27 protein-coding genes and 1 pseudogene are annotated in these 26,012 nt (G+C 63.8%); 15 read left to right on the top strand and 13 right to left on the bottom strand.

Annotation, left to right across the window (positions count from 1 at the left end):
* Positions 1-34 precede the first annotated feature (34 nt).
* Positions 35-391: a hypothetical protein gene (locus tag K3F49_RS35495; RefSeq protein ID WP_234685503.1), complete on the top strand. Its 357-nt coding sequence runs from the start codon at positions 35-37 to the stop codon at positions 389-391.
* Between the two features lie 61 nt (positions 392-452).
* Here K3F49_RS35495 and K3F49_RS35490 read toward each other — a convergent pair whose 3' ends face one another.
* The 4 genes and pseudogenes from K3F49_RS35490 to K3F49_RS35475 all read right to left on the bottom strand — a co-directional run bounded on the left by K3F49_RS35490 (position 453) and on the right by K3F49_RS35475 (position 3,709).
* A complete protein-coding gene (locus K3F49_RS35490) occupies positions 453-1,286 on the bottom strand; it encodes an adenylate/guanylate cyclase domain-containing protein (protein ID WP_234685502.1) in 834 nt (277 codons plus the stop codon).
* A 63-nt stretch (positions 1,287-1,349) separates the two neighbouring features.
* Positions 1,350-1,817, bottom strand: a complete 468-nt coding sequence (locus K3F49_RS35485; RefSeq protein WP_234685501.1) for a YbaK/EbsC family protein — start codon at positions 1,815-1,817, stop codon at positions 1,350-1,352.
* A gap of 38 nt (positions 1,818-1,855) precedes the next feature.
* Positions 1,856-2,587, bottom strand: coding sequence for a haloacid dehalogenase type II (locus tag K3F49_RS35480; RefSeq protein ID WP_234685500.1), 732 nt, complete (start codon positions 2,585-2,587; stop codon positions 1,856-1,858).
* Between the two features lie 111 nt (positions 2,588-2,698).
* Positions 2,699-3,709: pseudogene (locus tag K3F49_RS35475) on the bottom strand (zinc-dependent alcohol dehydrogenase family protein).
* A gap of 84 nt (positions 3,710-3,793) precedes the next feature.
* Here K3F49_RS35475 and K3F49_RS35470 point away from each other — a divergent pair.
* Positions 3,794-4,141, top strand: a complete 348-nt coding sequence (locus K3F49_RS35470; RefSeq protein ID WP_234685499.1) for a MerR family transcriptional regulator — start codon at positions 3,794-3,796, stop codon at positions 4,139-4,141.
* A gap of 91 nt (positions 4,142-4,232) precedes the next feature.
* On the opposite strand, the gene K3F49_RS35465 is transcribed toward K3F49_RS35470, so the two are convergent.
* Positions 4,233-5,117: an amidohydrolase family protein gene (locus tag K3F49_RS35465; protein ID WP_234685498.1), complete on the bottom strand. Its 885-nt coding sequence runs from the start codon at positions 5,115-5,117 to the stop codon at positions 4,233-4,235.
* A gap of 303 nt (positions 5,118-5,420) precedes the next feature.
* On the opposite strand from K3F49_RS35465, the gene ykgO reads away from it, so the two are divergent.
* The 3 genes from ykgO (at position 5,421) to K3F49_RS35450 (ending at position 6,680) form a co-directional block, all read left to right on the top strand.
* Complete coding sequence (ykgO, locus tag K3F49_RS35460) at positions 5,421-5,546, top strand: type B 50S ribosomal protein L36 (RefSeq protein ID WP_006611362.1); 126 nt, start codon at positions 5,421-5,423, stop codon at positions 5,544-5,546.
* A 109-nt stretch (positions 5,547-5,655) separates the two neighbouring features.
* Positions 5,656-6,294, top strand: a complete 639-nt coding sequence (locus K3F49_RS35455) for a tetratricopeptide repeat protein (RefSeq protein WP_234685497.1) — start codon at positions 5,656-5,658, stop codon at positions 6,292-6,294.
* A 125-nt stretch (positions 6,295-6,419) separates the two neighbouring features.
* Positions 6,420-6,680, top strand: coding sequence for a hypothetical protein (locus K3F49_RS35450; RefSeq protein ID WP_234685496.1), 261 nt, complete (start codon positions 6,420-6,422; stop codon positions 6,678-6,680).
* 7 nt (positions 6,681-6,687) lie between these two features.
* Here the strand turns inward: K3F49_RS35450 and K3F49_RS35445 are convergent, their stop codons facing one another.
* Positions 6,688-6,870, bottom strand: coding sequence for a hypothetical protein (locus K3F49_RS35445; protein ID WP_234685495.1), 183 nt, complete (start codon positions 6,868-6,870; stop codon positions 6,688-6,690).
* A 329-nt stretch (positions 6,871-7,199) separates the two neighbouring features.
* Here K3F49_RS35445 and K3F49_RS35440 point away from each other — a divergent pair, with 329 nt between their 5' ends.
* Positions 7,200-8,156, top strand: coding sequence for an alpha/beta fold hydrolase (locus K3F49_RS35440; protein ID WP_234685494.1), 957 nt, complete (start codon positions 7,200-7,202; stop codon positions 8,154-8,156).
* A 117-nt stretch (positions 8,157-8,273) separates the two neighbouring features.
* Here the strand turns inward: K3F49_RS35440 and cycA are convergent, their stop codons facing one another.
* Positions 8,274-8,669, bottom strand: a complete 396-nt coding sequence (gene cycA, locus K3F49_RS35435; RefSeq protein WP_148755061.1) for a cytochrome c-550 CycA — start codon at positions 8,667-8,669, stop codon at positions 8,274-8,276.
* 254 nt (positions 8,670-8,923) lie between these two features.
* Between cycA and K3F49_RS35430 the strand changes: the two genes are divergently transcribed.
* Positions 8,924-10,417 (top strand): FAD-linked oxidase C-terminal domain-containing protein, encoded by a 1,494-nt coding sequence (locus K3F49_RS35430; protein WP_234685493.1) that lies wholly within the window; start codon positions 8,924-8,926, stop codon positions 10,415-10,417.
* A gap of 51 nt (positions 10,418-10,468) precedes the next feature.
* Here the strand turns inward: K3F49_RS35430 and K3F49_RS35425 are convergent, their stop codons facing one another.
* Positions 10,469-10,945: a putative quinol monooxygenase gene (locus tag K3F49_RS35425; protein WP_234685492.1), complete on the bottom strand. Its 477-nt coding sequence runs from the start codon at positions 10,943-10,945 to the stop codon at positions 10,469-10,471.
* Between the two features lie 180 nt (positions 10,946-11,125).
* Here K3F49_RS35425 and K3F49_RS35420 point away from each other — a divergent pair, with 180 nt between their 5' ends.
* The 5 genes from K3F49_RS35420 to K3F49_RS35400 all read left to right on the top strand — a co-directional run bounded on the left by K3F49_RS35420 (position 11,126) and on the right by K3F49_RS35400 (position 16,286).
* Complete coding sequence (locus tag K3F49_RS35420) at positions 11,126-11,815, top strand: ArsR/SmtB family transcription factor (RefSeq protein WP_234685491.1); 690 nt, start codon at positions 11,126-11,128, stop codon at positions 11,813-11,815.
* Positions 11,816-11,848: 33 nt separating this feature from the next.
* Complete coding sequence (locus K3F49_RS35415; protein ID WP_234685490.1) at positions 11,849-13,087, top strand: FAD-binding protein; 1,239 nt, start codon at positions 11,849-11,851, stop codon at positions 13,085-13,087.
* Positions 13,084-14,406 carry a glycolate oxidase subunit GlcF gene (gene glcF / locus K3F49_RS35410; protein WP_234685489.1) on the top strand — a complete coding sequence of 441 codons (1,323 nt, stop codon included), beginning with the start codon at positions 13,084-13,086 and terminating at the stop codon, positions 14,404-14,406. Before K3F49_RS35415 ends, glcF begins: the two co-directional genes overlap by 4 nt.
* 70 nt (positions 14,407-14,476) lie before the next feature.
* The gene (locus K3F49_RS35405) at positions 14,477-14,857 is read left to right on the top strand and encodes a histone (RefSeq protein WP_234685488.1); all 381 of its coding nucleotides are present in this window, start codon (positions 14,477-14,479) and stop codon (positions 14,855-14,857) included.
* Between the two features lie 427 nt (positions 14,858-15,284).
* Positions 15,285-16,286, top strand: a complete 1,002-nt coding sequence (locus K3F49_RS35400) for a TorF family putative porin (RefSeq protein ID WP_234685487.1) — start codon at positions 15,285-15,287, stop codon at positions 16,284-16,286.
* Between the two features lie 199 nt (positions 16,287-16,485).
* Here the strand turns inward: K3F49_RS35400 and K3F49_RS35395 are convergent, their stop codons facing one another.
* Positions 16,486-18,249 (bottom strand): ABC transporter ATP-binding protein/permease, encoded by a 1,764-nt coding sequence (locus K3F49_RS35395; RefSeq protein WP_234685486.1) that lies wholly within the window; start codon positions 18,247-18,249, stop codon positions 16,486-16,488.
* Between the two features lie 314 nt (positions 18,250-18,563).
* Between K3F49_RS35395 and K3F49_RS35390 the strand changes: the two genes are divergently transcribed.
* Together K3F49_RS35390 and K3F49_RS35385 are read left to right on the top strand one after the other, a co-directional pair.
* On the top strand, positions 18,564-20,228 hold the full coding sequence (locus K3F49_RS35390; RefSeq protein ID WP_234685485.1) for an L-lactate permease: 1,665 nt from the start codon (positions 18,564-18,566) through the stop codon (positions 20,226-20,228).
* A 134-nt stretch (positions 20,229-20,362) separates the two neighbouring features.
* A complete protein-coding gene (locus K3F49_RS35385) occupies positions 20,363-20,761 on the top strand; it encodes an META domain-containing protein (RefSeq protein ID WP_234685484.1) in 399 nt (132 codons plus the stop codon).
* A 3-nt stretch (positions 20,762-20,764) separates the two neighbouring features.
* On the opposite strand, the gene K3F49_RS35380 is transcribed toward K3F49_RS35385, so the two are convergent.
* The 3 genes from K3F49_RS35380 to K3F49_RS35370 all read right to left on the bottom strand — a co-directional run bounded on the left by K3F49_RS35380 (position 20,765) and on the right by K3F49_RS35370 (position 24,155).
* Entirely contained in the window at positions 20,765-21,976 is a 1,212-nt protein-coding gene (locus K3F49_RS35380) for a hypothetical protein (protein ID WP_234685483.1), read from the bottom strand.
* Between the two features lie 136 nt (positions 21,977-22,112).
* The gene (gene groL / locus K3F49_RS35375; RefSeq protein ID WP_234685482.1) at positions 22,113-23,741 is read right to left on the bottom strand and encodes a chaperonin GroEL; all 1,629 of its coding nucleotides are present in this window, start codon (positions 23,739-23,741) and stop codon (positions 22,113-22,115) included.
* Positions 23,742-23,858: 117 nt separating this feature from the next.
* Positions 23,859-24,155, bottom strand: coding sequence for a co-chaperone GroES (locus K3F49_RS35370; protein WP_234685481.1), 297 nt, complete (start codon positions 24,153-24,155; stop codon positions 23,859-23,861).
* Between the two features lie 318 nt (positions 24,156-24,473).
* Between K3F49_RS35370 and K3F49_RS35365 the strand changes: the two genes are divergently transcribed.
* A complete protein-coding gene (locus K3F49_RS35365) occupies positions 24,474-24,995 on the top strand; it encodes a hypothetical protein (RefSeq protein WP_234685480.1) in 522 nt (173 codons plus the stop codon).
* 81 nt (positions 24,996-25,076) lie between these two features.
* Here the strand turns inward: K3F49_RS35365 and K3F49_RS35360 are convergent, their stop codons facing one another.
* Positions 25,077-25,856 carry a protein phosphatase CheZ gene (locus K3F49_RS35360; protein WP_234685479.1) on the bottom strand — a complete coding sequence of 260 codons (780 nt, stop codon included), beginning with the start codon at positions 25,854-25,856 and terminating at the stop codon, positions 25,077-25,079.
* Positions 25,857-26,012: the final 156 nt, after the last annotated feature.

The following is a 26,012-nucleotide window of genomic DNA, read 5'->3' as shown; positions in this document are numbered from 1 at the left end:
GACAAATCGAGCGACTCGAGAAGGAACTGGGACCATGCGAACAGGGCGAATTGCGCTGGGTGCGGCGCTTGCGGTCGGCGGCATCGTCGCGCAGGGCGCGGCGTTCGCGCAGGAATATCGCGGCACCATGGAACAACAGATGGCCTGCACGCCGGATGTCTGGCGCCTTTGCAGCGATCAGATTCCGGATGTGAGCCGCATCACCGCTTGCCTGCAGCAGAACACGCCGCAGCTTTCGAGCGCCTGTCGTGCGGTGTTCCAGTCCAACAACCAGATGCCGCCGCAGCAGCCGGTCCCGCGCGGTCGCGTCGCGCCGCCGCCGCGCTATAATAATGCGCCGCCGCCATCTCCGCAGTCGCAGCCACGGCCTTACGACGATGACGATGATTAGCGCCGCATCATCCGGAAAGCTGCGCAGCGACAGGCTTGACGATGCGGTCGTACCGCCTCGATCAGCGCTCGCCCCTGCTGTCCGACTCCGGGCGATGTCCAAGCACCATCCGCAGGACGACACCGAAGAGAATGGCTGCGACTGGCCAATGGAACCAGATTTTATGCGCGCCAGTGAACAGATTGATCAGAATTAAGAAGACCGACACCGTGAGGGCTGTTGCAACCGGGCGGGGCAGCTTCGCCAACCACTCCGAGACGACATTCGTCGGCGCGGATGGCCCGTGCCTGTCGCCGATCCGCGGGGCACGAGCGGCTTCGCGGGGAGCTGGGCCTCCTTCGATCGGGAAGCTCCCTCGTCCTGTGGTTTGGCCACCCAGGGTCAACCGATAGCTGGTCACGGGTGCAATGTTCTTCATGGGTCGCTGGCCGAGGCAGTCGAAGCCAACGGACAGTTTGTTGTGGACCTGATCGTAGACGGAGCTCGAGATCACGACGCCGCCGGGTTCGGCGAGCTCTTGCAGCCGCGACGCGATGTTGACCCCGTCGCCATAGATGTCGGTACCATCCACCATCACATCGCCGAGGTTGATGCCGATGCGAAACCGCATCGGGTTCGCGTCGGGCGGGTCCGAATCCTGGTTGGAAATTTCCTGCTGAATCTCGACCGCGCATTGCACGGCCTCGACAACGCTGGCGAATTCGGCGATGACAGCGTCGCCCCAGGTATTCACGATGCGGCCGTCATGACGCTCGACCAATCCCGCAATGGCGGTGCGGTAGCGGCGAAGCGTCTCCAGTGTTCTCGTCTCGTCTGCCTCCATGAGGCGAGAATAGCCGTACACATCAGCGCACAGCACGGTGGTCAGTCGTCGTTTCACCTTGTCGTCGGTCATGGTCCCTATGCTAGCCTCCCTGACCGGCAAATGCATCAGGCTTCAGTCCACGCCATCGCTGGCTTACGGCCTGACCTCGCAGACATCGACCCACTCGGCCGCGGTCAGCTCGGCGATCCTGTCGGGCGTGATGCGCACCGCGCTGTGGGTCGAGCCCGCGGCCGGCACCACGACGTCGAATGCTTTCAGCGAGACGTCACAATAGACCGGCAGCGGTGATTTCAGCCCGAACGGGCAGACGCCGCCGACCTCGTGGCCGGTGATCTCGGCGACCTCTTCCAGCCCCAACATCTTCGGCTTGCCGCCGAATTGCGCCTTCACCTTCTTGTTGTCCATGCGCGAGGTGCCGGCCGCGACGATCAGGATCACACGGTCGCCGACGCGCAAGGACAGCGTCTTGGCGATCATGCCGGGCTCGACGCCATAGGCTTCGGCGGCCAGCGGCACCGTCGCCGAGCTGATCGGGGATTCCATGACGGAAATGTCGGGGGCTTTCTCGGCGAAAAAGGCGCGAACGGATTCCAGGCTCATTCCAGTCAGCTCATTCGTTACGGGCAAGGCGGCGATGCTCAGACGATCTTTGCCAGCTCCGAGAGCGAACGGACGCGGTGATCCGGCGCAAAGCCGAGCTCGTCCATCTGGGTGCGGATCGCCTTGAACATGGTCAGCGGTGCCACGAGTTCGTTCTCGACGCAAGCCAGCGCCATCGCTTCCGGCGTCACCCGTTCGATCCAGGCGACGTTGAGCCCGAACGCTTTGGCGCCGGCCACGTCCCAGGGATTGGAGGAGACAAACAGAACCTCGTCCGGCTTCGTGCCGAGCACCTCGCCGATCAGCTCATAGGCCTGTGGGTTCGGCTTGAAGATCTGCTTCGCATCGACGCTGATGGTGGCGTCGAGCAGCCGGTCGAGGCCGGAATTGCGCACCAGCGCGTTCAGCATGTCCGGGCTGCCATTGGAGAGAATGGCAAGCTTGCGCGGCTTCAGCGCCGTGAGCGCTGCGGTCGCGTCGGAATAAAGATCGAGATGCAGATATTTTTCGATGACGCGCTCGAAGGCCTCGCTCTCATAGGCAAGCCCGAGCACGCGCAGCGTATAGGCCAGCGAGTCGCGCGTGACGACAGAAAAATCCTGGTAGCGCTGCATCAGCGAACGCAACCAGGTGTATTCGAGCTGCTTGATCCGCCAGACCTGCGTGATGATCTCGCCATAGCCCGGGAACGCATCCTCGGTGATGTCAGCGACCGACTGGATGTCGTAGAGCGTTCCGTAGGCGTCGAAGACGACGGCTTTGATGCTCAATTGACCAGTCCTCCGGGATCGTTGCGGGCGCACGGACTATATCCGGCGACGCGATACCGATCCAAGCAGGAAAGTGGATTTGGGCGCTTTGCCTTGCAGACCCTTTGGTTTCTAAAGCTTCACGACGATCTTGCCGAAATGTGAGCCGCTCCGCAGATGAGCATAGGCATCGGGCACCTCGTCAAAGCCGTAGACCCGATCGATAATCGGATGAATGGCATGTTCGGTCAGGAATCGATTCATCGCGGCGAAATGTTCGACCGATCCGACGGTGACACCGATGATGTCGGCATTCTCCCACTGCAGGCGCGCGAGGTCGGGCTTCGGGCCAAAGCCTGTCAGGACACCGATCTGAATGATCTTTCCGCCCGAAGCGACCGATCGCAGCGATCGGTCATAGGTGCCGGGTCCGCCGAGTTCGAGGATATGACTGGCGCCCGCGCCATCCGTCGCCTTCATCAGGGCGACATCCCAGTCAGGCGTGTCGCGGTAATTGATGAGGATCGAGCCACCCAGCGCCTTGGCACGGGCGAGCTTTTCATCCGAGGAGGAGATCACGATCGCGCGCGCGCCAAGCGCGGCTGCGAACTGAAGTCCGAACAGCGCGACGCCACCCGTTCCCTGGACCAGCAGCGCATCGCCTTTATCCATCCCGCCGCGTGCGATGAGGCCATGGAAAGCCGTGACGCCCGCGCAAGGCAAGGTCGCGGCTTCGACCTAAGACAAATGCGGCGGCACGGGCACGAGCGCAGCTGCCGGCAGCACGACATACTCCGCCAGCATTCCGTCCATCGTGTTGCCACCGAGGGATGACGGAACATAGCTGGACTTGAACGGCCCCGAGACCCAATCGCGAAAGAACGAGGCGACAACGCGGTCTCCGACGTGCCATCGCGCGACGTTGGGGCCGATGGCGTCAACGACGCCCGCACCGTCGGAGAGCGGCACGCGGCCGTTGAGCTGGTTTTGGCCGGCGCGGTCGAGGATCAGGAGGTCGCGATAGTTCAGGCTTGCCGCTTCGAGGCGGATGCGGACCTCGCCACCGGCGGGTTCAGGTTTGCTGACGTCGGTTCGTACGAGCTGGCCAGCATCGGCATGGCCGTTCAAATGGTAGGCTTTCATCGTTGCACCCTTCACAAGCGGCATGACTTGGATGAGCACAGCCCGTAGGGTCTGACAGCGCTGTAAGGGTCAAGAGGTTTTCAGATGAAAATTGGCGAGCTCTCCCGGAGGACGGGCGTCAGCGTCCGAATGCTGCGCTACTACGAAGCCGAAGGACTGCTTGCGCCATTGCGGACCGAGTCCGGGTACCGCGATTATGGCCCGGACGAAGAGCAAACCGTGCGGCGGATCAAAATGCTTGGCGCGGCCGGAATGACGCTCGACACGATTCAGCGCTTGCTCCCGTGCGTGCGCAACAACGATCCGGCGTTCACGCCCTGCAACGAGCTACGAAGAATACTGGCCCAGCAGGTCGGTCTGATCGACGAACGCATCGAGATGCTGAGCCAAAGCCGGACCATTCTGGCGGGCTATCTGGCGAGCGTGAATTGATCGCAGATCGTGCGAACGTCCGCCGTTGGCGGACGCTGCGCAGCGTATGCTGCGGAGCGCTCACAGACTCCGCGAGGTTTTGAAGACTCACCTAGATCCCCAAAATCTTCCGCGCGTTGGCCTTCAACACCTTCGGCCGGATCTCGTCGCGGATGTCGATTTTGGCGAAGTCCGACAGCCAGCGGTCCGGCGTGATCACCGGCCAGTCCGAGCCGAACAGCATCTTGTCCTGCAGGATCGAGTTGATGTAGCGCACCAGGATCGGCGGGAAGTATTTCGGCGACCAGCCCGAGAGGTCGATATAGACGTTCGGCTTGTGGGTCGCGACCGACAGCGCCTCTTCCTGCCAGGGGAAGGAGGGGTGGGCGAGGATGATCTTGAGGTCGGGGAAATCGGCCGCGACGTCGTCCATGTACATCGGGTTGGAATATTTCAGCCGCATGCCCATGCCGCCCGGCATGCCCGAGCCGACGCCGGTCTGGCCGGTGTGGAACAGCGCGATCGCGCCGCCATTGTTGATCTCTTCGTAGAGCGGATAGGCCATGCGGTCGTTGGCGTAGAAGCCCTGCATGGTCGGATGGAATTTGAAGCCGCGAACGCCGTATTCCTCGATCAGCTTGCGCGCCTCACGGGCGCCGAGCTTGCCCTTGTGCGGGTCGATCGAGACGAAGGGGATGAGGACGTCGAGATGGTCGGAGGCGGCCTCGATCATCTCGTAATTGTTGTAGCGGCGGAAGCCGGTCTCGCGCTCGGCATCGACCGGGAAGATCACGGCTGCGATGTTCTTGGAGCGGTAGTAGGCCGCGGTCTCTGGCACGGTCGGCGGATGCTTGTTCGGTGACTTGAAATACTCGGCCATCTGCGCCTGGAAGTCGTCGTAGCCATCGTCGGCATGGCAGCCGCAGGGCTCCTCGGCATGGGTGTGGATGTCGATGGCGACGACATCGTCGATGTTCGGCAGCTTCAGCTTCGGCATTGGTGTCCTCCCGACGGGTTGCCAAATTGATTATATGATATAACGAATTTGGCAAGCGAACCCTTGACCGAGGGCATGGACAGATCGGGCCGATCCGGCCGTTTCTACTGTGCATGGGGTTGTTTTCACGAATTTGCCGGTTCGGAACCGGGCAGTTAACATTGACATCACCTCCCGCCATGCCTTAAGAACCGCCCCATCCCGGGCGGCCGTCCGCCTGCGGGAAAGATTTCATTTTGCCACATTCGCGCGTGCCGAAACGGTAGTGCCGAACACGGCCTTTCGAACGTTCAGGATTCTGCCATGAAGGTCCGTAACTCGTTGAAGTCGCTGCGCGGTCGCCATCGCGCCAACCGCCTGGTCCGCCGCAAGGGCCGGGTCTATGTGATCAACAAGGTGCAGCGCCGCTTCAAGGCTCGCCAGGGCTGATCGCCCTCGCGGTCGCCTCGCGCACGCGCGCCCCGCAAGACCACCGTCTCACACGAGTTTGACGCCGCCCTGCTTTGCAAGGGCGGCTTTGCGCGTTTAGACTTTGACCATGGCAGTGAGATTCCCTTTCGCACGTACCCTGTGTCTGGCCCTGGTTCTCGGAGCGGCCGGCCTTGCGCCGGCGCTGGCGCAGGATGATCCGGCCCCGCCGGCGAAGCAGCAGAAGAAGCTGCCCGAGCCTCCGCCCAAGCTGCCCAAGGCCGAGCGCACCAAGAATCTCGATTTCCTGTTCGGCGCGCTGAAGGCCGCCCCCGACGAAGACAGCGCCAAGCATGTCGAGGCACGGATCTGGGCGATCTGGCTCCAGACCCCGAGCGACACCGCAGCGCTGTTGATGGCGCGGTCCAAGGCGGCCGTCGATGCGAAGAAGATCGATGTCGCGATCAAGTTGCTGGACTCGGTCGTCAAGCTCCGCCCCGACTATATCGAAGCTTGGAATCGCCGCGCCACGCTCTATTACATGCAGAACGACTATGCCCGCTCGCTCGCCGACATCCGCGAGGTGCTGATCCGCGAGCCCCGTCATTTCGGCGCGCTCGCAGGGCTCGGCATGATCATGCAGGACGTCGGCGACGAGAAGCGCGCGCTCGAGGCCTATCGCAAGGCGCTCGCCGTCAATCCGCACCTCGAGAAGATTCCCGATCAGGTGAAGGCTTTGACCGAGAAGGTCGAAGGCCGCGACATCTAGCCTCTAACTCGATCATTTCTTGAGCGGTCGTGGCGTCCGCCGATTAACCACGATCGGAGGCGCGACGTCGCGAGGACTATTGCCGGCGCCGCCGCAGGTCTACCTGCATGGCAGGAGCAAAAGCCATGACGCGTTTGATCTTTGCTTGTAGCTTGCTGTTGGCATCGGGAACGATGAGCCTTGCCGACGGACTGTTCTGGGTGGTCGGCAATCGCGCCACCGGCAAATGCAACATCGTGACCAGCAATCCGGTCATCGACGGCGACATCTGGTTCGGCGACGGACCCTACAAATCCGAGGACGATGCCAAGCTGGCACGCTCGACCATTCGCGCCTGTCCCGCGCTCACGCCCGACGAGCAGAAGGCCGAGGACGGCGCAGGCTAACCTTCGGCTAGTGCAGGACGCTGCTGCCGCGTTCCGCAAGACCGTGATCGGCGGCCGCGGCATAGGCCTTTGCGAGTTCCGTCTCGAGATGCTCGTTGATCAGGAGCAGCGCCCGCACGGCACCGCGCAGGTCACCGTTGCAGCTCGCGACGATCTCGTCGATTGCAGTATCGTTCGATCTCAAGCTCATCGAAAAATCCTCCGGTTCAAACCAGGACAATCCTGCCGGTCTTTCCCACATCCCCTGAGGTTGCGAGGAGGGATCGGCGCCCATCCGAGTCTCAATGGCGGAACCGACCGTGGCGATTATAAGGAAGCTGCGATGACGACTGCATGAAGCTGGTCCGGAGCTTATGGGGTACCACTTACAATCATTGATTCAATTGAGCTTTTGGTTCGGCAATTATGCACATATCCACAGGGCGGCACTTCCGGTGGAAGCGCTGAGCCGCCTTGAGCGAAACTGCCGCCTGGCTAACCCGTAACTGCGATGTGCCCTGGATTGCCCGGACTCTCTCCATGATCGTGATGTCAGCCGTGACGGCGCTGGTGCTGCTGGCGCTGGTTACGCAGGCCGGAATTGTCGTCGTGCAACGTGCCTTTCCGCCGCAGGGCCGGATGATCGCGGTCGATGGCGCCGTGCTCCACGTCGTCGACATCGGCCCGCGCGATGCCGGCCTGCCGATCGTGCTGGTGCATGGCGCGAGCTCCAACCTCGAAGTAATGCGGCATCCGCTCGGCGAGCTCCTGGCCAAGCAGCATCGCGTCATCCTGATCGACCGTCCCGGCCACGGCTGGAGCACGCGCGCGCGACGGCAGGATTCGACGCCGGACATCCAGGCGCGGATGATCGACGCGGCGCTCGGCAAACTCGGGATCGATCGTGCGGTCTTCGTCGTGCATTCCTGGAGCGGCGCGCTCGGCGCGCGGCTGGCGCTCGATCACGCAAGCCGCGTCGCCGGCCTCGTGATGCTGGCGCCGGTGACCCATCCCTGGCGCGGCGGCGTCGGCCGCTACAACGAGATCATCGCAACGCCGGTGATCGGCCCGCTGCTCGCCTACACGATCACGTTGCCGCTGGGCTATTTCGTCGCCGCGGCCGGCGCGCGCAACGTCTTCCTCCCGCAGACGATGCCGGACGGTTTCGTGAAGGAGTCCGCGACGCCGCTGCTGCTGCGCCCGCGCGAATTCATCGCCAATGCCTATGATCTGGTGACGCTCAAGGCGTCGGTGGCCGAGCAGGCTCCGCGCTACGGCGAGATCAGGGTGCCGGTCACGATCATCGCCGGCGCGCCCGACAAGACGGTGAAGACCGACATCCACGCGCGCCCGTTCGCCGCGACAGTGCCGAACGCCAAGCTGATCGTGCTGCCCGATCTCGGCCACATGGTGCAGAACGCGGTGCCTGATCTCGTGAAGACGGAGATCGAGACGATGATCGGGACAATCGCCCCGGCGCAGGCGGCCGCGGGCTAAAGCGTTTTCGAGCGAAGTGGATACCGGTTCGCGTGAAGAAAACGCGTCAAAACAAAGAGCTAGAGCTTCGGTTCTGATTCAATCAGACCGAAGCTCTAGCGGCCGCCGTTCACCTGCTTACTGCTTGATCTTCCCGTCCTTGTCGAACTGCGACACGTAGGTCCAGAGATTGTTGATCTCGGTCTCGTTCTTGATGCCGGCGAACGCCATCTTGGTGCCGGGGATCTTGGCCTTCGGATCCTTGATGTATTCCTTGAACTGCGCCTCGTTCCAGGTGATGCCGGAATTCTTGTTCGCATCCGAGTAGCTATAGTCGGGCGCGGTGCCGGATTTGCGGCCGTCGAGACCGTTGAGCTCGGGGCCGACCTTGTTCTTGGCGCCCTCGCCGATGGCATGGCAGGCCAGGCATTTGTTGAACGACGATTTGCCGGCCGCGGCATCCTGCGCCATCGCGCTGGTGGCCGTGGCAGTGACGGTGAGGATCATCAGCGCGCCAAAAGTCAGTTTTTTCATAGGGTGCTCTTCGTCTCTTTCCCGGTGGGATCTTATTCGGTCGGCGATCGTCGAACCCTGCCGGTTTTGGCACGGCCCGCTCGGCTTGGACAAGCCACGAAACCATGACAGGTTTCATGATTTCCTACTTGTCCCAGAGCGAACTCGGCCCGAGATCGTTGCTCCGACTTTCGGATGGCCTACCCAAATAGCTCCGAACGTGCTTGATTTGTCGCGACAAATCGATCACGCGGCGTGAGCCGGAAGGATAAATCATGGCCATCATGATGCCCGCGAGCGATCAGGCGGTGCTCGCGCGCCGCGCGGAGATCGTTGCTGCATTGCGCGCAATCGTGCCCGGCGAAGGCGTCATCGATACGCCTGCCGAGATGCGGGCCTACGAATCCGATGGGCTGACCGCCTATCGGCAGCCGCCGATGGTCGTGGTGCTGCCCGACACCACCGAGCAGGTCTCGCTCGTCCTGAAATATTGTGCCGCCCACGGCATCAAGGTGGTGCCGCGCGGTTCCGGCACCTCGTTGTCCGGCGGCGCGTTGCCTCTGGAAGATGGCGTGCTGCTGGGTCTCGGCAAGTTCAAGCGCATCCGCGAGATCGATTTCGACAACCGCGTCGTCGTCACCGAACCCGGCGTCACCAATCTCGCGATCAGCCAGGCGGTTGCGCATGCCGGCTTTTATTACGCGCCCGATCCGTCCTCGCAGATCGCCTGCTCGATCGGCGGCAACGTCGCGGAAAATTCCGGCGGCGTGCATTGCCTGAAATACGGCATGACAACCAACAACGTGCTCGGTTGCGAGATTGTCCTGATGAGCGGCGAGATTTTGCGCATCGGCGGCAAGTCGGCGGAGCATTCCGGCTACGATCTGATGGGCGTGATCACGGGCTCGGAAGGCCTGCTCGGCGTCATCACCGAGATCACCGTGCGCATCCTGCAGAAGCCGGAGACGGCGCGCGCACTGATGGTCGGCTTTGCGCAAGTGGAGGCGGCCGGCGAATGCGTGGCGCGCATCATCGGCGCCGGCATCATTCCCGGTGGCATGGAGATGATGGACAAGCCCGCGATCCACGCCGCCGAAGCCTTCGTTCATGCCGGCTATCCGCTCGATGTCGAGGCGCTGCTCATCATCGAGCTCGACGGTCCCAAGATCGAGGTCGACGAGCTCATCACGCGCGTCGAGACCATCGCGAACGCTTGTGGCTCGACCACCTGCCAGATCTCGACCTCGGAGGCCGAGCGCAATCTGTTCTGGGCCGGGCGCAAGGCCGCGTTTCCCGCGGTGGGACGTATATCGCCCGACTATCTCTGCATGGACGGCACCATCCCGCGCGGCGCGCTGCCGAAGGCGCTGGCGCGCATCCGCGAGCTCTCGGAAAAGTACCAGCTCGGCTGCGCCAACGTGTTCCACGCCGGCGACGGCAACCTGCATCCGCTGATCCTCTACGATGCCAACAAGCCCGGCGAGATCGAGCGCGCCGAAGCCTTCGGTGCCGACATCCTGCGCGCCTGCGTCGAGTTCGGCGGCGTGCTCACCGGTGAGCACGGCGTCGGCATCGAGAAGCGTGATCTCATGCCCGACATGTTCACCGAGATCGACCTCAACCAGCAGCAGCGGCTGAAATGCGCCTTCGACGCGCAGGGCCTGCTCAACCCCGGAAAAGTGTTTCCCACCCTCCACCGCTGCGCCGAGCTCGGCCGCATGCATGTCCATGCGGGTAAAGTGGCATTCCCCGATATTCCAAGGTTCTAGGATCCTGTGGAGGGAAGAGCTTGCGACGCGAGCGCTTCCCTCCAGCAGCCGTTACAGCAACCCGTACTGTGCGCGCTCACGCTTCGCCAGCAAAGGCAGCGCTTCGCCGGCGATGTAGGTCTTGAAATGCGCGCTCTCCTGATGGGCCTTGAACGCGGCTTCGTCGCGGAACAGTTCGTAGAACAGGAACTGCGCCGGATTGTCCTTTGCCCGCGAGATCAGGAAGAGCTTGACGCCGTCCTCGCGCTGCGCCTCCGGAAGGAAGCGGTCGAGGATGGCGGCAATCCTGTCGGCCTCGCCGGGCTTCGCCTCCCATTGCGCGACCACGAGTAGGCCGCCGCCGTCGACGGCGTCGCTGATCGATTTCTGTGTTGCATAGTGGTTCATTGTCTTTGCTCCTTGCTCCTGTGCCTGGGATGGCGTCGCCGTCCATGGCGAGAGATAGATCGCGAGGATGGTGATCACCGACCTGCGGCTGAAGGCTTCCCGTGCGCGCGGCGCTGGCCGCGCATGTGTCGATCGCTCCATCTGTGCCTCCGTTGCTTCGTCTCGATCGCGATCGCTGCCACCATGTCGCGACGGCGCGCCGGTTGGATTCGCCGGTGATCGAAATGTCGATGTCGTGAACGTTTCGATCCTGATCGAAACGTTGCGGCGACGTCCCGTGCGACAAGCGCGATGGGTTTTCGTCACATGCCGGAGCCGGCCATGCCGACCATCGCACGCGAACTCGCTGACCTGGCCGCCCTTATCGCCGATCCCGGCCGCGCCCTGATCCTGTCGCGCCTGATGGATGGACGCGCGCAGACGGCGGGCGAGCTGGCGCTGGTCGCCGGCGTCACGCCGCAGACGGCGAGCTGGCATCTCGGCCGGCTGGTGCAGCACGCGCTTCTGAAAGTCGAGCGGCGGGGACCGCGGCGGTTGTACCGGCTGGCTACGCCGCTGGTCGCGCAGATCCTGGAGGGCATGATGACGGTCGCAGTTACCGGTCCGCTGGGTTCGCGGCCGCCGGCGCGGATCGATGCCGCGATGCGGCGAGCCCGGACCTGCTACGATCACCTCGCGGGCGAGCTCGGTGTCGCCCTCGCCGACGCGCTCCGGGAGCGCGATTATCTGGTTCTCGACCAGGAGGTCGGTGAGCTGACGGAAGTGGGCACGGCGTTTCTCGGCAGTTTCGGTCTCGATCTCCGCCCGTCGGCGCGGCACCGGCGGGTGCTGTGCCGGCCCTGTCTCGACTGGAGCGAACGCCGGCCGCATCTGGCCGGGCGGGCTGGGGCGGCGCTCGCCGAGCTGGCGTTCCAGCGGGACTGGATCCGCCGCAGGCCGCAGGGGCGCTCCGTCGAGATCACCGATACCGGGCTTGACGCATTCCGCTCGCTGTTCGGTGTCCGCATTTGATTTTGGGACCAAATATCGTTACCCGCTAGACGCGTGGATACGCTCAGGGTCAGAGACGCCAAGGACGTCGAAGAGGTGGTGCGCGCGGCGATTGCCAATGAGCAGCCGCTCGAGATCATCGGTCATGGCTCCAAGCGCGGCATTGGCCACGCAATGTCGACCAATGCCGTGCTCGATCTCTCCGCGCTGAATGCCGTCACCTCCTACGAACCCAATGAATTGATCGTGACGCTCCAGGCCGGCGCGCCGCTGGCCGACGTGCTGTCGCTGATCGATGCCAAGAACCAGCAATTCGCCTTCGAGCCAATCAATACCGCGCCGCTGCTCGGCACGCCGGCGCTCGGCACCATCGGCGGCATGATCGCGGCCGGGCTGGCCGGCCCGCGGCGGATCAAGGCGGGCGGGGCGCGCGACCATCTCCTGGGGGCGCATGCCGTCTCCGGCTTCGGCGACAGCTTCAAGACCGGCGGCAAGGTGGTGAAGAACGTCACGGGTTACGACCTCTGCAAGCTGCTTTCGGGCTCCTGGGGCACGTTGTCGGTGATGACTGAGGTGACGCTGAAGGTGATGCCGAAGCCCGAAGCCGAGCGGACGCTGCTGCTGCGCGGGCCCGACGAGGCCGCCGCGAACAAGGCGATGACCGCGGCCCTCGGCTCGCCCTTCGACGTCTCTGCCGCCGCGCATCTGCCGAAATCGGCCTTCCGCGTCAGGACCGATGGGCTTGGCGATATCGCCGGTCAGGGCGAGGCGCTGACGGTGCTGCGGCTCGAGGGCATCACGGCCTCCGCCGCTCATCGCGCCGGCTCCTTGCGCGAATTGCTCGCGCCGTTCGGAACCGCAACCCTGATCGAGGACGCCGCGTCGTCGGCACTGTGGGCGACCATCCGCGACGTGCTGCCGTTCGCGGCCGGGGGTGCGCTCGGGGCCTGGCCGGTGTGGCGAATCGTTTGTCCGCCGGCTTCGGGTGCGGCGCTCGGCACGCAATTGGCGCGCGAGACCGGCGGCGATGTCATCTACGACTGGGGCGGCGGGCTGATCTGGGCGGCGCTGCCGCCGAAGGCCGACGCGCATGCCCCGGCCGTGCGCCAGCGGGCCAATGCGTTCGGTGGGCATGCCACGCTGATCCGGGCCGCCGAGGACGTCAGGCGCACTGTCGACGTATTCCATCCGCAAGCGCCAGGCATTGCCGCGCTGAGCGAGCGGGTCCGTGCCAGTTTCGATCCGAAGTCGATCTTGAACCGGGGACGCTTGAGGCGGGGCGCTACGGCATGAAGACCGAATTCACACTGGCGCAGCTCGCCGACCCCGATATCGCGGAAGCCGACAAGATCCTGCGCGCCTGCGTCCATTGCGGCTTCTGCACCGCAACCTGCCCGACCTATGTGCTGCTCGGCGACGAACTCGATAGTCCGCGCGGCCGCATCTACCTGATCAAGGAGATGCTGGAAAAGGACCAGGCGCCGACAGCCGAGGTGGTCAAGCATGTCGACCGCTGCCTGTCGTGCCTGTCCTGCATGACGACCTGCCCCTCCGGGGTGAACTACATGCACCTCGTCGATCAGGCCCGGGTCAGGATCGAGCAGCGCTATCAGAGGCCGCTCAGCGAGAGGCTGCTGCGGCAGGTGCTGGCTTTCGTGCTGCCGGACCCGCAACGATTTCGCATCAGCATGCGGCTGGCGCAGCTGGCCCGACCCTTTGCTGTCTTCCTGCCGACCCCGCGGCCCTCGGCCACGCCCGGCCTGATCCAGCGCCTCAAGGCGATGCTGGCGCTGGCCCCAGGCCGGCTGCCGACGCCGGGCGCGCTTCCGGGCAGCGTGTTCGCAGCGCTTGGCAAGAAACGCGGCCGGGTCGCGCTGCTCCAGGGCTGCGCCCAGCAGGTGCTGGCGCCGCGCATCAACCAGGCCGCCATCAGCCTGCTGACCCGTCACGGCATCGAGGTCGTCCTGGTCAGGGACGAGCAATGCTGCGGCGCGCTGACCCATCACCTCGGACACGATGACGATGCGCTGGGCCGGGCCCGCGCCAACGTCACGGCGTGGCAGAAGGAGGCCGCTGGCGAGGGGCTCGACGCCATCCTGGTGACGACGTCCGGCTGCGGCACGGTGATCAAGGACTACGGCTATCTGCTGCGCGAGGACCACGCGTTCGCAGCTGATGCGGCGAAGGTGTCCGCGCTTGCGAAGGATATCACGGAGTACATCGCCGGCCTCGGACTCGAACCCACCGCGCGGCAGGACAACATCGTCGTCGCGTATCACTCAGCGTGTTCGTTGCAGCACGGGCAGAAAATCACGGGCCTTCCGAAAGAATTGCTTTCCAAGAATGGATTCGTGGTGAAAGATGTGCCGGAGAGCCATTTGTGTTGCGGCTCGGCGGGGACCTACAACATTCTCCAGCCTGAGCTTGCGGGCCGGTTGCGCGATCGCAAGGTCGCCAACATCGCGAGCGTCAAGCCGGACATGATTGCCGCAGGCAATATCGGCTGCATGGTGCAGATTGCCAGTGGCACGTCAGTCCCGGTCGTACACACGATTGAGCTTCTTGATTGGGCTACGGGCGGGGCGCGGCCAGCACTGGATGCGTCGCGCTGATCTTTCGTCCGGAAGTGACGGCTGAAGGGCGCCCGATCGACCATTGTTTGGCGGCAACAGGAGGACCACGATGGCGAAAGCGAGTAAGAAAAAAAGCAAGAAGGCAAAAAAGGCCAAGAAGGTTGTAGCGGCGAAGAAGGCGACGAAGAAGAAGGCGGCCAAGAAGTCCGCCAGGAAGTCTTCGAAGAAATCGGCCAAGAAGGCTGCGCCGAAGAAGGCCGCCAAGAAGACGGCCAAGAAGGCCGCGGCCAAGAAGGCCGTGAAGAAGGCGGCACCGAAGAAGGCCGCCAAGAAAGCAGCCAAGAAAGCAGCACCGAAGAAGGCGAAGGCAGCTCCCGCGCCGAAGCCCGCAGCTCCAGTGGCAGCACCGGCACCTGAGCCTGTGGCCGAGACGAGCTGGGCGATGCCTTCGTCTTCTGCGGAACCGACGCCGGCCGAAGGGCAGGGTTAGGTCTCAGGGGGTAGGCCCCAAGCTTGCGCTGACGGCGGGGTTCATTCCCTGACCACGATCGACAACAGGAAGGCTGCAGCGGTGACGCTGCGGCTTTTTTGCATCGCCGCCACGGATGCCGGAGGCTGCCCTTTTTTGAGTCAGTTGATTTGTAGCACGCGCGCCATGGCGTCGCGGACCCACGTAGTATCCCGGACCGCTCTGTGCACTTTAGAGTGAAAATTATGTGATCGAGAAGCAACACCGACTGACAACCTTTCGTGGAATCGTCAGAACGCCTAAAAAGTCGGCAAATGCTCTTGTTTTTTGCTTCTCGCTTTACGCCCCTCCCTTCAGATTGCCGCTGTAACGCAATTTTGCAGTCAGGTCGTACGCCCCGGGGGGCTTCCGGGAATCCGACTGGGTAGAACTGGTGATGGGGATTGAAATGAAGAAAGTAACTTTGTTAGCAACGGCGCTGGCAATGGTGACGGGTTCGGCTTTCGCGGCGGACATGCCTTTGAAGGCACTGAAGGCTCCTCCCGCGCCCGCCTTTGATCCCTGGGATATCGCCTTCGGTGGCGCGATCATGAGCGACTACATCTTCCGCGGCGTGACCCAGTCGAACCACAAACCGTCGGTCGCGGCCTATTTCGAGCCCCGCTACAACATCAACAAGGACCTGCAGCTGTACGCCGGTGTGTCCGCGGAGAGCATCTCCTTCGCCAACCGCGCTGCGGCTGAAGTCGACGTCTACGGCGGTATCCGCCCGACCTTCGGCGCCTTCGCGTTCGACATCGGCGTCTGGGGCTACCTGTATCCGGGCGGAAGCTGCGCCGACAACGTGCTCACCGGCGCCATTCCTGGCGGCGGCGTCTGTTCCGTCAGCACCACGACCATCTTCCTTGCCGACGGCAACGTCATGAAGAAGGACGTCAGCTTCTTCGAAGTCTACGGCAAGATGAACTACACCATCAACGACAGCTGGTCGGTCGGCGTGAACGAGTACTACTCGCCGAACTTCCTGAACTCGGGTGCCTGGGGCGACTACGCGTCGGTGACCGCGAAGTGGATCGCGCCGAGCACGACCTTCGGCGCTTCCGGCTTCGGCATGTACGTGTCGGGTGAGTTCGGCCGGCAGTGGCTCGGCACTTCGGACGCCTTCTACGGCATCCCCGGAACGATCTATGCCAACGGCATTCCCTACAAGAGCTACAATACCTGGAACGTCGGTGTCGGCTTCACCTACAAGGTGTTCACGCTGGATCTGCGTTACTCCGACAGCAACCTGAACAAGGGTGATTGCAACGCCTTCACCAGCGCCTTCAACGCCACCGGCACCACCAGCGTGACCGCGATCAATCCGGGTGGCGCCGGCTCCAACTGGTGCGGCGCGGCGGGTATCGCCAAGCTGTCCTTCGACCTGACGGCGATGACCAACCTGAAGTAAGTTTTGTCCCGAGACGACTAACGAGGGCGGCAGAGCAATCTGCCGCCCTTTTGTTTTTGGCGGGTTGCCATAGGGCTTGGCGGTCGCTCCAGGTTCGCTCGTCATGCCCGGGCTTGTCCCGGGCATCCACGTTCTGTTCTGTGCTGCCGGCAAGGTCGTGGATGGCCGGGACAAGCCCGGCCATGACGATCTCGAAATCTCAGCGCGCCGCGCTCGGCTCTGGCTCGACCGGCGCATCGCCGTTGCCAAGCACATGGATCGCGCCTTCCTTTACCATCGCCACCTTGCGGGTGTGGAAGGCGTCGAGCGTCGCGCGATGGCCGATCGAGACGATCGTGGCCTGCGGCAGCTTCTCCGCCAGCAGCCGGTACAGCCGTGCCTCGGACGGCTCGTCGAGCGAGGCGGTGGCCTCGTCGAGGAAGAGATAGTCCGGCCCATGCAGCAGCGCCCGGGCGAGCCCGAGGCGCTGCTGCTCGCCGAGCGACAGCATCCGGTTCCAGTGGCCGTCCTCGCCCAGCCGTTCGGCGAGGTCGGGCAGGCCGACGGCGATCACCGCGTCCCGGATCTGGGTTGCCTGGAATGCGCCGGGTGCTGCGGGATAGATCACGGCGTCACCCAGCGCGCCGATCGGGAAATAGGGGCGTTGCGGCAGCATCATCAGCTTCGCCTGCGCGGGGATGGCGATGGTGCCGGTGCCGAACGGCCAAATGCCGGCGATGGCGCGGAACAGGGTCGACTTGCCGGAGCCCGACGGCCCGGTCACGAGCACGTGCTCCGGCGCCTGGACGGCGAAGCCGTCGGCTGCGACCAGTGGCGTGCCGTTGGGGAGATACACGCAGAGCTTATCGAGGCCGATAGTGCGGCTGCCGCCTGCCGTCCTGAGTTCGATCGTCGCCTCATGCGCCGGCAGGTTTGCCGCTGTCGCGACCGACATCTCGAAGCCGTCGAGACGTGCGACGATCGCGCGCCATTCCGCTATCGTTCGATAGGCCGTGACGAAAAAGGACAGCGCATCCTGCACCTGGCCAAAGGCCGAACCGGTCTGCATCATGTCGCCGAGCTGGATGCTCTTGGCGAAGTAGGCGGGCGCGACCACCACATAGGGAAAGATCGTCGCAGCCTGGCCGTAGCTCGCCGTGAAGGCGGTGAGGCGCTTGGTCCGGCTCATGATCGCATACCAGTTGCCGATGACGTAGCCGAAGCGCTGCAGCAGATGACCTTGCTCCGCGCTCTCTCCTTTCAAGAGTGCAATCTGTTCGGAATTTTCGCGTACGCGGATCAGGTTGAAGCGGAAGTCGGCCTCGTAGCGCTGTTTCTCGAAATAAAGATTGATGAGCGGCGCGCCGATCCAGTGCGTCAGTGCCGTACCCAGGAGCGCGTAGGCCAGCGCGCACCAGACCAGGAAGCCCGGGATGACGATATCGGTACCGTAAATGTGCAGGGGCGCCCTGTTGGACAGACCCCAGAGGATGACGATGAACGACGCCAGCGTCACGATGGACGACAGCAGGCCGAGACCGAGGACAAGCGTCTGCTCGACGAAGTTCGTGACGTCCTCGGTGAGACGCTGGTCCGGGTTATCGGCGGCGTCGCCCTTCAGCTGCATGCGGTAATGCGTGGCGCCGTCGAGCCATTCGCCGAGATAGTGTTGCGTCATCCACCGCCGCCAGCGGATCTGCAGCCACTGGTTCAGATAAAGCTTGTAGACGGCCACGCCGACGTAAGCGAAGGCAAGGCCGAGGAAGATCCAGACCTGCATGACGAACTCATTCAGGTCGTAGGCCTGGAGTGCGCTGTAAAACCGGTTCTGCCACTGATTGAGCAGCACATTGATCGCGACGAGCGTCAGCTCCAGTACGACGACGACGCCGAGCAGGCCGCGGCCGGCCCATTTGTCCTCCGATCGGAAATACGGGGCGGCGATTCGCCAGACGGTCGCGAGCGTGGCGCTGATGTTCTTCACAGAGGGGGATCTCCTGACGGATATGCACAGCGGCCTTGGAGCCAAGCGGCTGAGGCCATGGCAGAAATTGGGTGCGCTTAGACTAAAGTCGCAAGTTCTGCAATTTGCGTTGGCTTGTCGCGGCTTGCAACCCTAGCATGGGCTTCAACGGCGCGGGGTGGGGGCCTCCGGGATTTCGCGAGCTTGTGAGCGGGCGGGAACCGCTGCATTCGCAAGGAATTCGCGTCCAGTTCGGGGGTTATCGCTCCAGCGTCAAGCAGGATCGGCTGTCCACGCGGGCCGGCTGCCGCACACATGCGTGGGGGAGGAAGACCATGTGGAATCAAATCTATGATCCGCTGCACAGCCCCGTGCTGTCGACGATCGCGGCGGCGATACCTGTCGTTACGCTTCTGGTCCTGATCGCGAGCGGGCGCGTTCCGGCTCACGTCGCAGCAATCATTGCCGTGATCGTGACCAACCTCATCACGATTTTCGTTTTCACCATGCCGGTGAACATGTCGATCCGCGCCTCGATCCTCGGCATCGTGACCGGCTTTTTCCCGATCGGCTGGATCGTTCTCAACGTCATCTTCCTCTACCAGGTGACGGTGACGACCGGGCGGTTCGAACTCCTGAAGCGCGCGGTCGGCGGCGTCACCGAGGACCGGCGGCTGCAATTACTGCTGATCGCGTTCTCCTTCGGCGCCTTCTTTGAGGGCGCCTCGGGCTTCGGTACGCCGGTGGCGATCACCGGCGCCGTGCTGATCGGTCTCGGCTTTTCGCCGCTTGCGGCCTCCGGCCTGTCGCTGATCGCCAACACCGCGCCTGTCGCCTTCGGCGCGCTGGGCACGCCGATCCAGGGCCTCGCTTCGGTCACGGGGCTAGATCCCTACATCCTCGGTGCGATGGTTGGACGGCAATTGCCGCTGTTCTCGCTGATCGTGCCGTTCTGGGTGGTGTGGGCGTTCGCGGGCTGGAAGGGAATGAAGGACGTTTGGCCGGCGATCCTCGTCACCGGCGTGACGTTCGCGGTCCCGCAATTCGTGATCTCGAACTACGTCAATCCCTGGATCGTCGACATCGGTGCGTCGCTGATCTCGATGGGCGCGCTGATCCTGTTCCTGAAGATCTGGCAGCCGAAGCAGCTATGGCTATCGCCGGCGCTGCGCGGGCATGATGAATCGGCGGCGACGATGGCGACCGCAAAGCCGATCGACAAGACGCCGCTGACGCAGAGCGAGCTCTTCAGCGCGTTGCTGCCGTGGATCATCGTTTGCGTCGTGATGTTGATCTGGGGCAACGGTGCCTTCAAGACCTGGGCGAACGGGATCTTCACCTGGAACTACGCCGTTCCCGAACTGCACCAGATGATCAACAAGATGCCGCCGGTCGCGCCAGGACCGACCAAGGAGGCGGCGGTGTTCGGCTTCACCTATCTGTCCTTCACCGGCACGGGCATGCTGATTGCGGCGATCATCTCCGGCTTCCTGATGGGCGTGGGTCCCGGCAGGCTGCTGGTCGAATATGGCCGTACTATCCGGCTCTGCGCGATCTCGCTGATCACGATCTCGGCGATGCTCGCGATCGGCACGCTGACGCGCCTGTCCGGCGTCGACGCGACGCTGGGTCTCGCCTTTGCCGCAACCGGCGTGCTCTATCCCTTCTTCGGCACGCTGCTCGGCTGGTTGGGCGTGGCGCTGACCGGATCGGACACGTCGTCGAACATCCTGTTCGGCAACCTCCAGAAGATCACGTCCCAGCAGCTCGGCCTGTCGCCGATCCTGATGGCGGCGGCGAACTCGTCCGGCGGCGTGATGGGCAAGATGATCGACGCGCAATCGATCGTCGTCGCCTCCACCGCGACCAATTGGTACGGCCACGAAGGCACGATCCTGCGCTTCGTGTTCTGGCACTCGATCGTGCTGGCCTGCCTCGTCGGTGTGTTCGTGACGTTGCAAGCCTATGTCTATCCGTTCACGGAGCTCGTGCTGAAGTAGCAGGCGACGTCCAGCATCAGTGAAAAACCCCGCGGGATCGTCCCGCGGGGTTTTTTGTGCCTTGAATCGGCGAACCTTCTCAAAGGCTTTGCCGTCTTATAAAAGACCGCGAAGCGGGTCGGTCGAGAGGTCTCATGATATCGTTGAAGCAGATGGTGTGCGCGGCGGCTGCGTCGCTGGTGATGTCCGCCGTTGCGCGTGCGGAAGAGGGCTTTCCGTTCGGCACCGAGATGACGCTGGAGGCCGTGCCGCAGCCCGGTTCGAAACGAATTCCGAACCTCGAGATCGGTGACAATGGCGAGGTGGTGGTCGAGCTCTGGTGCAAGGGCGGCAAGGGCCAGTTCTCGGTGGCCGGCAACACCGTGATTTTCGTTCCCGGCGCAATTCAGGATCGGTCCTGTCCGCCGGCAAAAGCCCAGGCCGATGACGAACTCGTCGCCGCTCTCGCCGCCGTCGAGACCTGGAAGCGCCAGGGCGACGTGCTCACGCTGATCGGCCCGAAGCAGCTGCGGTTTCGCGCCAACGGGAATTGACGGTTATTTCCACACCGACTTGTCGGCGTCCCAGCGCTGGCCCTTCAGCTCCTTGGCGAGCGCCTCGAGCGAGCCGTTGTCGTCGGGCTGGTCGGCTTCCTCGTCGGCCGTCGCCTCGTCCGACACGTTGAGCTTTGCGCCGCTGCTCTCATCGGCGGTCGTGGTCGAGGGGCTGCCGATCCAGACCATCAGTCTGTCGGTCGTCCCTGGCTTGTCGGCGGAGACGAGGCCTGACACCTCGATCGTGTCGGTAAGCTCAAGCGCCGGGAAATCCTGGTTCGGCCGCTTGAAGACGAGCTTGAGTTTGCCGGTGGCGGCGTTGAAGCTCTGCGAAGCCGGCTTGGCCGCGAGCGTCTTGCTCAGCACGCCGGCAATTGCAGTGGCAAGCTTGTCGCGGTTGATCTTGTCGCCGTCGCGCCAGTCGGCGGCGGGAATGCGGATGGTGCGGTCCATCTCGGCGAGCCCCACGGTCCAGCCGGCGGCCGTGACGCCCGGCATCGCCTTGAATTTCGCGAGCAGCGCGGCCGAGCGCTCCGGATCGACCGACATATTGATGGTCTGCTCGCCGGCGCGCAGCGCGTCGCAGCCGACGGAAAGGCTTGCCAGCGTCACCTCGACGTCCTGGCCCTTGAGGCTCTTCAAGAAGTCGGTCGCGTTATCCAGCTTGACCTTGACCGCGATCGCTTCCGGGGAAACTTCGGTAAAATCCTTCGGCTGGGGCGTGATGCCGTCGTCGGTGGTCTGGTTGTCCAGAAATTCCTTCTCGCTGAGATCGGCATTGTCGGGCGAGGTCACTTCGGTCACGGCCTGGCCGATGCCGATCTGGCCGCGGAACTCGAAGGTGTCGCCGGTCGGCTTGCGCGTGAGCTTGACGCTGACCGGCGCCTTTGCGCCGAGGCTTTGCGTCGTTCCGCTCAGCGTCTGGCCCGCGATCTGGAGATTGACGACGAAGCGGTCCTTGCGGTCGGAGTTCTTGGCGACGGGGTAGCAGACGTCGAGCACCGCCGCGGTGACCGTCTTGCCCTGACGCGTCTCCTTCAGGATCACGTCGGCATTGCCGTCCATCAGGCCGTCGATCGAGGTGAAATAGCGCGTCTCCATGCCACCGGGCGCCGTGGCCTTCGGCGACAGCTTCATCTGGGCAGAGGCGAGCTCGGGCGAGACGGAGAGCAGGGCGGCCAAAAGGGCTGTCGAACAAACCAGAAGCGCGCGCATCGACGAAATCCTCGAACGAATGGAATCGGGCGCCACCGTAGTGGGTTTTGGCCGCCGGTTGAAGCGCAGGCCAGTGTCGGCAAAAAAGAAGGCCGCCCGGAGGCGGCCTTCGCAACACTGTCAGATGAGGATCGGCTTAGAAGCCGCCCATGCCGCCGCCGGCCGGCGCGGACGGGGTGTCCTTCCTCGGCGCTTCGGCGACCATCGCCTCGGTGGTCACCAGCAGGCCGGCCACGGAGGAGGCGTCCTGCAGCGCGGTGCGCACCACCTTGGCGGGATCGATGATGCCCTTCTCGATCATGTCGACATATTCCTCGGTCTGGGCGTCGAAGCCGAAGGTCTCGGACTTGTTCTCGAGGATCTTGCCGACAACGATCGAGCCCTCAACGCCGGCATTCTCCGAGATCTGGCGGATCGGAGCTTCCAGCGCCTTCAGCACGATGTTGATGCCGGCCTGCACGTCGGCATTGGCGTTGGTGAGACGGCCGACCGCCTTCTTGGCGCGCAGCAGCGTCACGCCGCCGCCGGGGACGATACCTTCCTGCACCGCGGCGCGGGTGGCGTTGAGCGCGTCCTCGACGCGGTCCTTCTTCTCCTTGACCTCGATCTCGGTCGCGCCGCCGACGCGGATCACCGCGACGCCGCCGGCGAGCTTGGCGAGACGCTCCTGGAGCTTCTCACGGTCGTAGTCCGAGGTGGTCTCTTCGATCTGGGCCTTGATCTGCCCGACGCGGGCCTCGATCTCCGGCTTCTTGCCGGCGCCCTTGACGATCGTGGTGTTCTCCTTGTCGATCACGACCTTGCCGGCACGACCCAGCATCTTCACCGTGACGTTCTCGAGCTTCATGCCGAGATCATCGGAGATCAGCTGACCGCCGGTCAGGATCGCGAGGTCTTCCAGCATGGCCTTGCGGCGATCGCCGAAGCCCGGCGCCTTGACGGCGGCAACCTTGAGGCCGCCACGCAGGCGGTTGACGACCAGGGTCGCCAGCGCCTCGCCCTCGACGTCCTCGGCGATGATGACGAGCGGCTTGCCCGACTGCACCACGGCTTCCAGCACCGGCAGCATGGCCTGCAGGCCGGAGAGCTTCTTCTCGTGCAGGAGGATGTAGGCGTCCTCGAGCTCGGCGGTCATCTTCTCGGGGTTGGTGACGAAGTAGGGCGACAGATAGCCGCGGTCGAACTTCATGCCCTCGACGATGTCGACTTCGGTGTCGAGCGACTTGTTTTCCTCGACCGTGATGACGCCCTCGTTGCCGACCTTCTGCATCGCCTGAGCGATCATCTTGCCGATGGCGGCGTCGCCGTTGGCCGAGATGGTGCCGACCTGGGCGACCTCGGAGGAGGCGGCAACCGGCTTGGCGCGCTTCTCGATGTCCTTGACGACGGCCGCGACCGCGGTGTCGATGCCGCGCTTGAGGTCCATCGGGTTCATGCCGGCGGCAACCGCCTTGGCGCCTTCGCGCACGATGGCCTGGGCCAGTACGGTCGCGGTGGTGGTACCGTCGCCGGCGAGGTCGTTGGTCTTGGAGGCGACCTCACGCACCATCTGGGCGCCCATGTTCTCGAACTTGTCCTCGAGCTCGATCTCCTTGGCGACGGTGACGCCGTCCTTGGTGATGCGGGGTGCGCCGAACGACTTCTCGATGACGACGTTGCGGCCCTTCGGGCCGAGCGTCACCTTGACGGCGTTGGCGAGAATGTCGACGCCGCGCAGCATGCGATCGCGCGCGTCTCCGGAAAACTTGACGTCCTTGGCAGCCATGGTCTGGAATCCCTCGTGTTTCGTGATGTGTCTTGTTTGGTGCTGTGCGGCCGAATGATGGATGCCCGGACCTGATGATCCGGGCATGGCATTCAGCGGCCGTTCAGGCGTCTGGCCTTAGGCCATCACGCCCATGATGTCCGACTCCTTCATGATCAGGAGGTCTTCGTTGTCGATCTTGACCTCGGTGCCCGACCACTTGCCGAACAGCACGACGTCGCCGACCTTGAGGTCGATCGGGATCAGCTTGCCAGCCTCGTCGCGGCCACCGGGGCCGACGGCGACGACTTCGCCCTGGGACGGCTTTTCCTTGGCGGTGTCGGGGATGATGATGCCGCCCTTGGTTTTTGCCTCGGCATCGATACGTTTGACCACGACACGGTCATGCAGCGGACGAAATTTGGACTTAGCCATGACGTTTCCCTTTGGAGGCTCGCTTTTCCGAAAGCAGCGGAAGTGGGTGGGGGCGGCGCTCCCGTCCACCCTCTTTCCGAGGATCGAACGGCGCGCTTAGCAATCGATCTTTCCGAGTGCTAATAGTGCGCAGGGGATATGGCTTGGCTGCGATCCTGTCAAGCAAAGGTGGTTAAGCGATTGGTGAGGCGGATATAGGATGGTGGCACTGGAAACTCGTTCGCGGCGCTGGCGTATATTAGGACGTCATTGCTACGGCTGCGGTTTTGCGCTTGGCTGCGAAAGGGATGCGGCCATGGTCTTGTTCGGGGGGATGCCATGATCAGTTCAGCTCACGCGCGCACGGTTGCTAATCTGGCGGCCGCCTCTTGCCTGGCGTTGCTGCTCGGCGCCTGCGGCGGCGGCATGAGCCTGCCGTCCTTCTCCTCGTCCCAGCCGGCCCCCGAGGCCGAGCCCGGCGTCGCGCCGGAAATGCCGGCCTCGATCCGCGCCGACGAGATCGTCGGCCGCTGGGGTCTCGCCTCGTTCCAGAACCCGGCCGACCGCGCCCGCACCGAGGCGGCGGCGCGAGCCCAGTGCAAAAATCCCTACGTGATCGGCGCCGGTTCCTCCGGTGGCGTGATCATGCATCTCGCCGACCAGGCCACGCCGCAGGAACTGCGGCTGAAGGGCTCGCCGAGCGGCAAGAACTATATCGGCCCACCCGGCCCGACCCCAGGGGAGCAGGACCGCGAGATCGTCTCCTTCGACGGCCGCGTCATGATCACCCGCTTCGTCGACAAGGACGCCGCCACCCGCTACGGCAACATGGTCTACGTCCGCTGCGCGCCGAAGGCGTGATCGGGCTTCCGGCCTCACCACGAAGACAACAAAAAACGCCGGCTCGCGCCGGCGTTTCGTTTGTCTCTCTGTCGCGTTCGCTTAGTCGAACAGCGCGTCGATGTCGTCCTGCGAGGCGTGGCCGACGTCGCCGGCGAGCTTCGGGCCGTTGAGCAGCTTGTCGTCCTCGCTGCGGGTGTCGACCTGCGCCGGCACGTGGGACTTGATCGCGTCGACGCCACCCCAGATGTCCATCATCGCATTGATGTGCTGCTCGATGAACTTCATCGTGGTCATGACCTTGCTGATGCGCTGGCCGGTCAGGTCCTGGAAGTTGCAGGCCTCGAAGATCGAGATGACGCGTTCCTGGATGTCGTCGGCGAGGCGCTTCTGCTGGTCGATCGAGTCGACCTTGCCGAGAGCGGATGCCGCCTGGTCGATCGATTCGGCGGCTTCGAGGATCTGCTGGGTCGCCTGTTCGGTACCGCCGACCACCGCGCCGAGCTCGCCATTGACTTTGGCCATCTCGCCGCCGTCGAAGCTCTTACCGTGCAGGGTCGCGATCTCGCGCTTGGTGCGGTCGATGGCGTCATGGATGAGGTCGAGCTCGACCTTCAGCTTCTCGCACTGCTCGATCTGGGCCCGATAGGTATCGAGCATCGTGCGTGCGTCGGAAAGCTCCCGCGCCGTGGAGGCGTCGATCGCCGCCATGGCTGCGCTGCCGGTCAAGGGCACCGCGCCCTTTGCCATCTGTGCGCGGATCGCGCGCAGCTCCGCCATAATCTCGCTATGCATCGGGCCTGCCTCTTCTGCTACGTCAAGAATTGGCATCTCGCCACCGGCGATATCCTCGACACGAAAACGCTTGCGGTGAATAGCCATCAGGAACTCCCCCCACCTCATTCACGCGTCTTTGTAGGCAGAAGCGATTTAACACGAGGTTCACAACCGGAACTGTCGTGCGGTTGCGCGCGACGGCATGCAAACGGGCGATTAACCATGAGGCTCGGCCCTTCATCGAAAATAAACGCTGATCGA

This window comes from Bradyrhizobium monzae (assembly GCF_021458635.1).
Taxonomy (GTDB): domain Bacteria; phylum Pseudomonadota; class Alphaproteobacteria; order Rhizobiales; family Xanthobacteraceae; genus Bradyrhizobium.
Note: the sequence above shows the minus strand (reverse complement) of the source record. Positions and strands in the feature narration are given on the sequence as shown.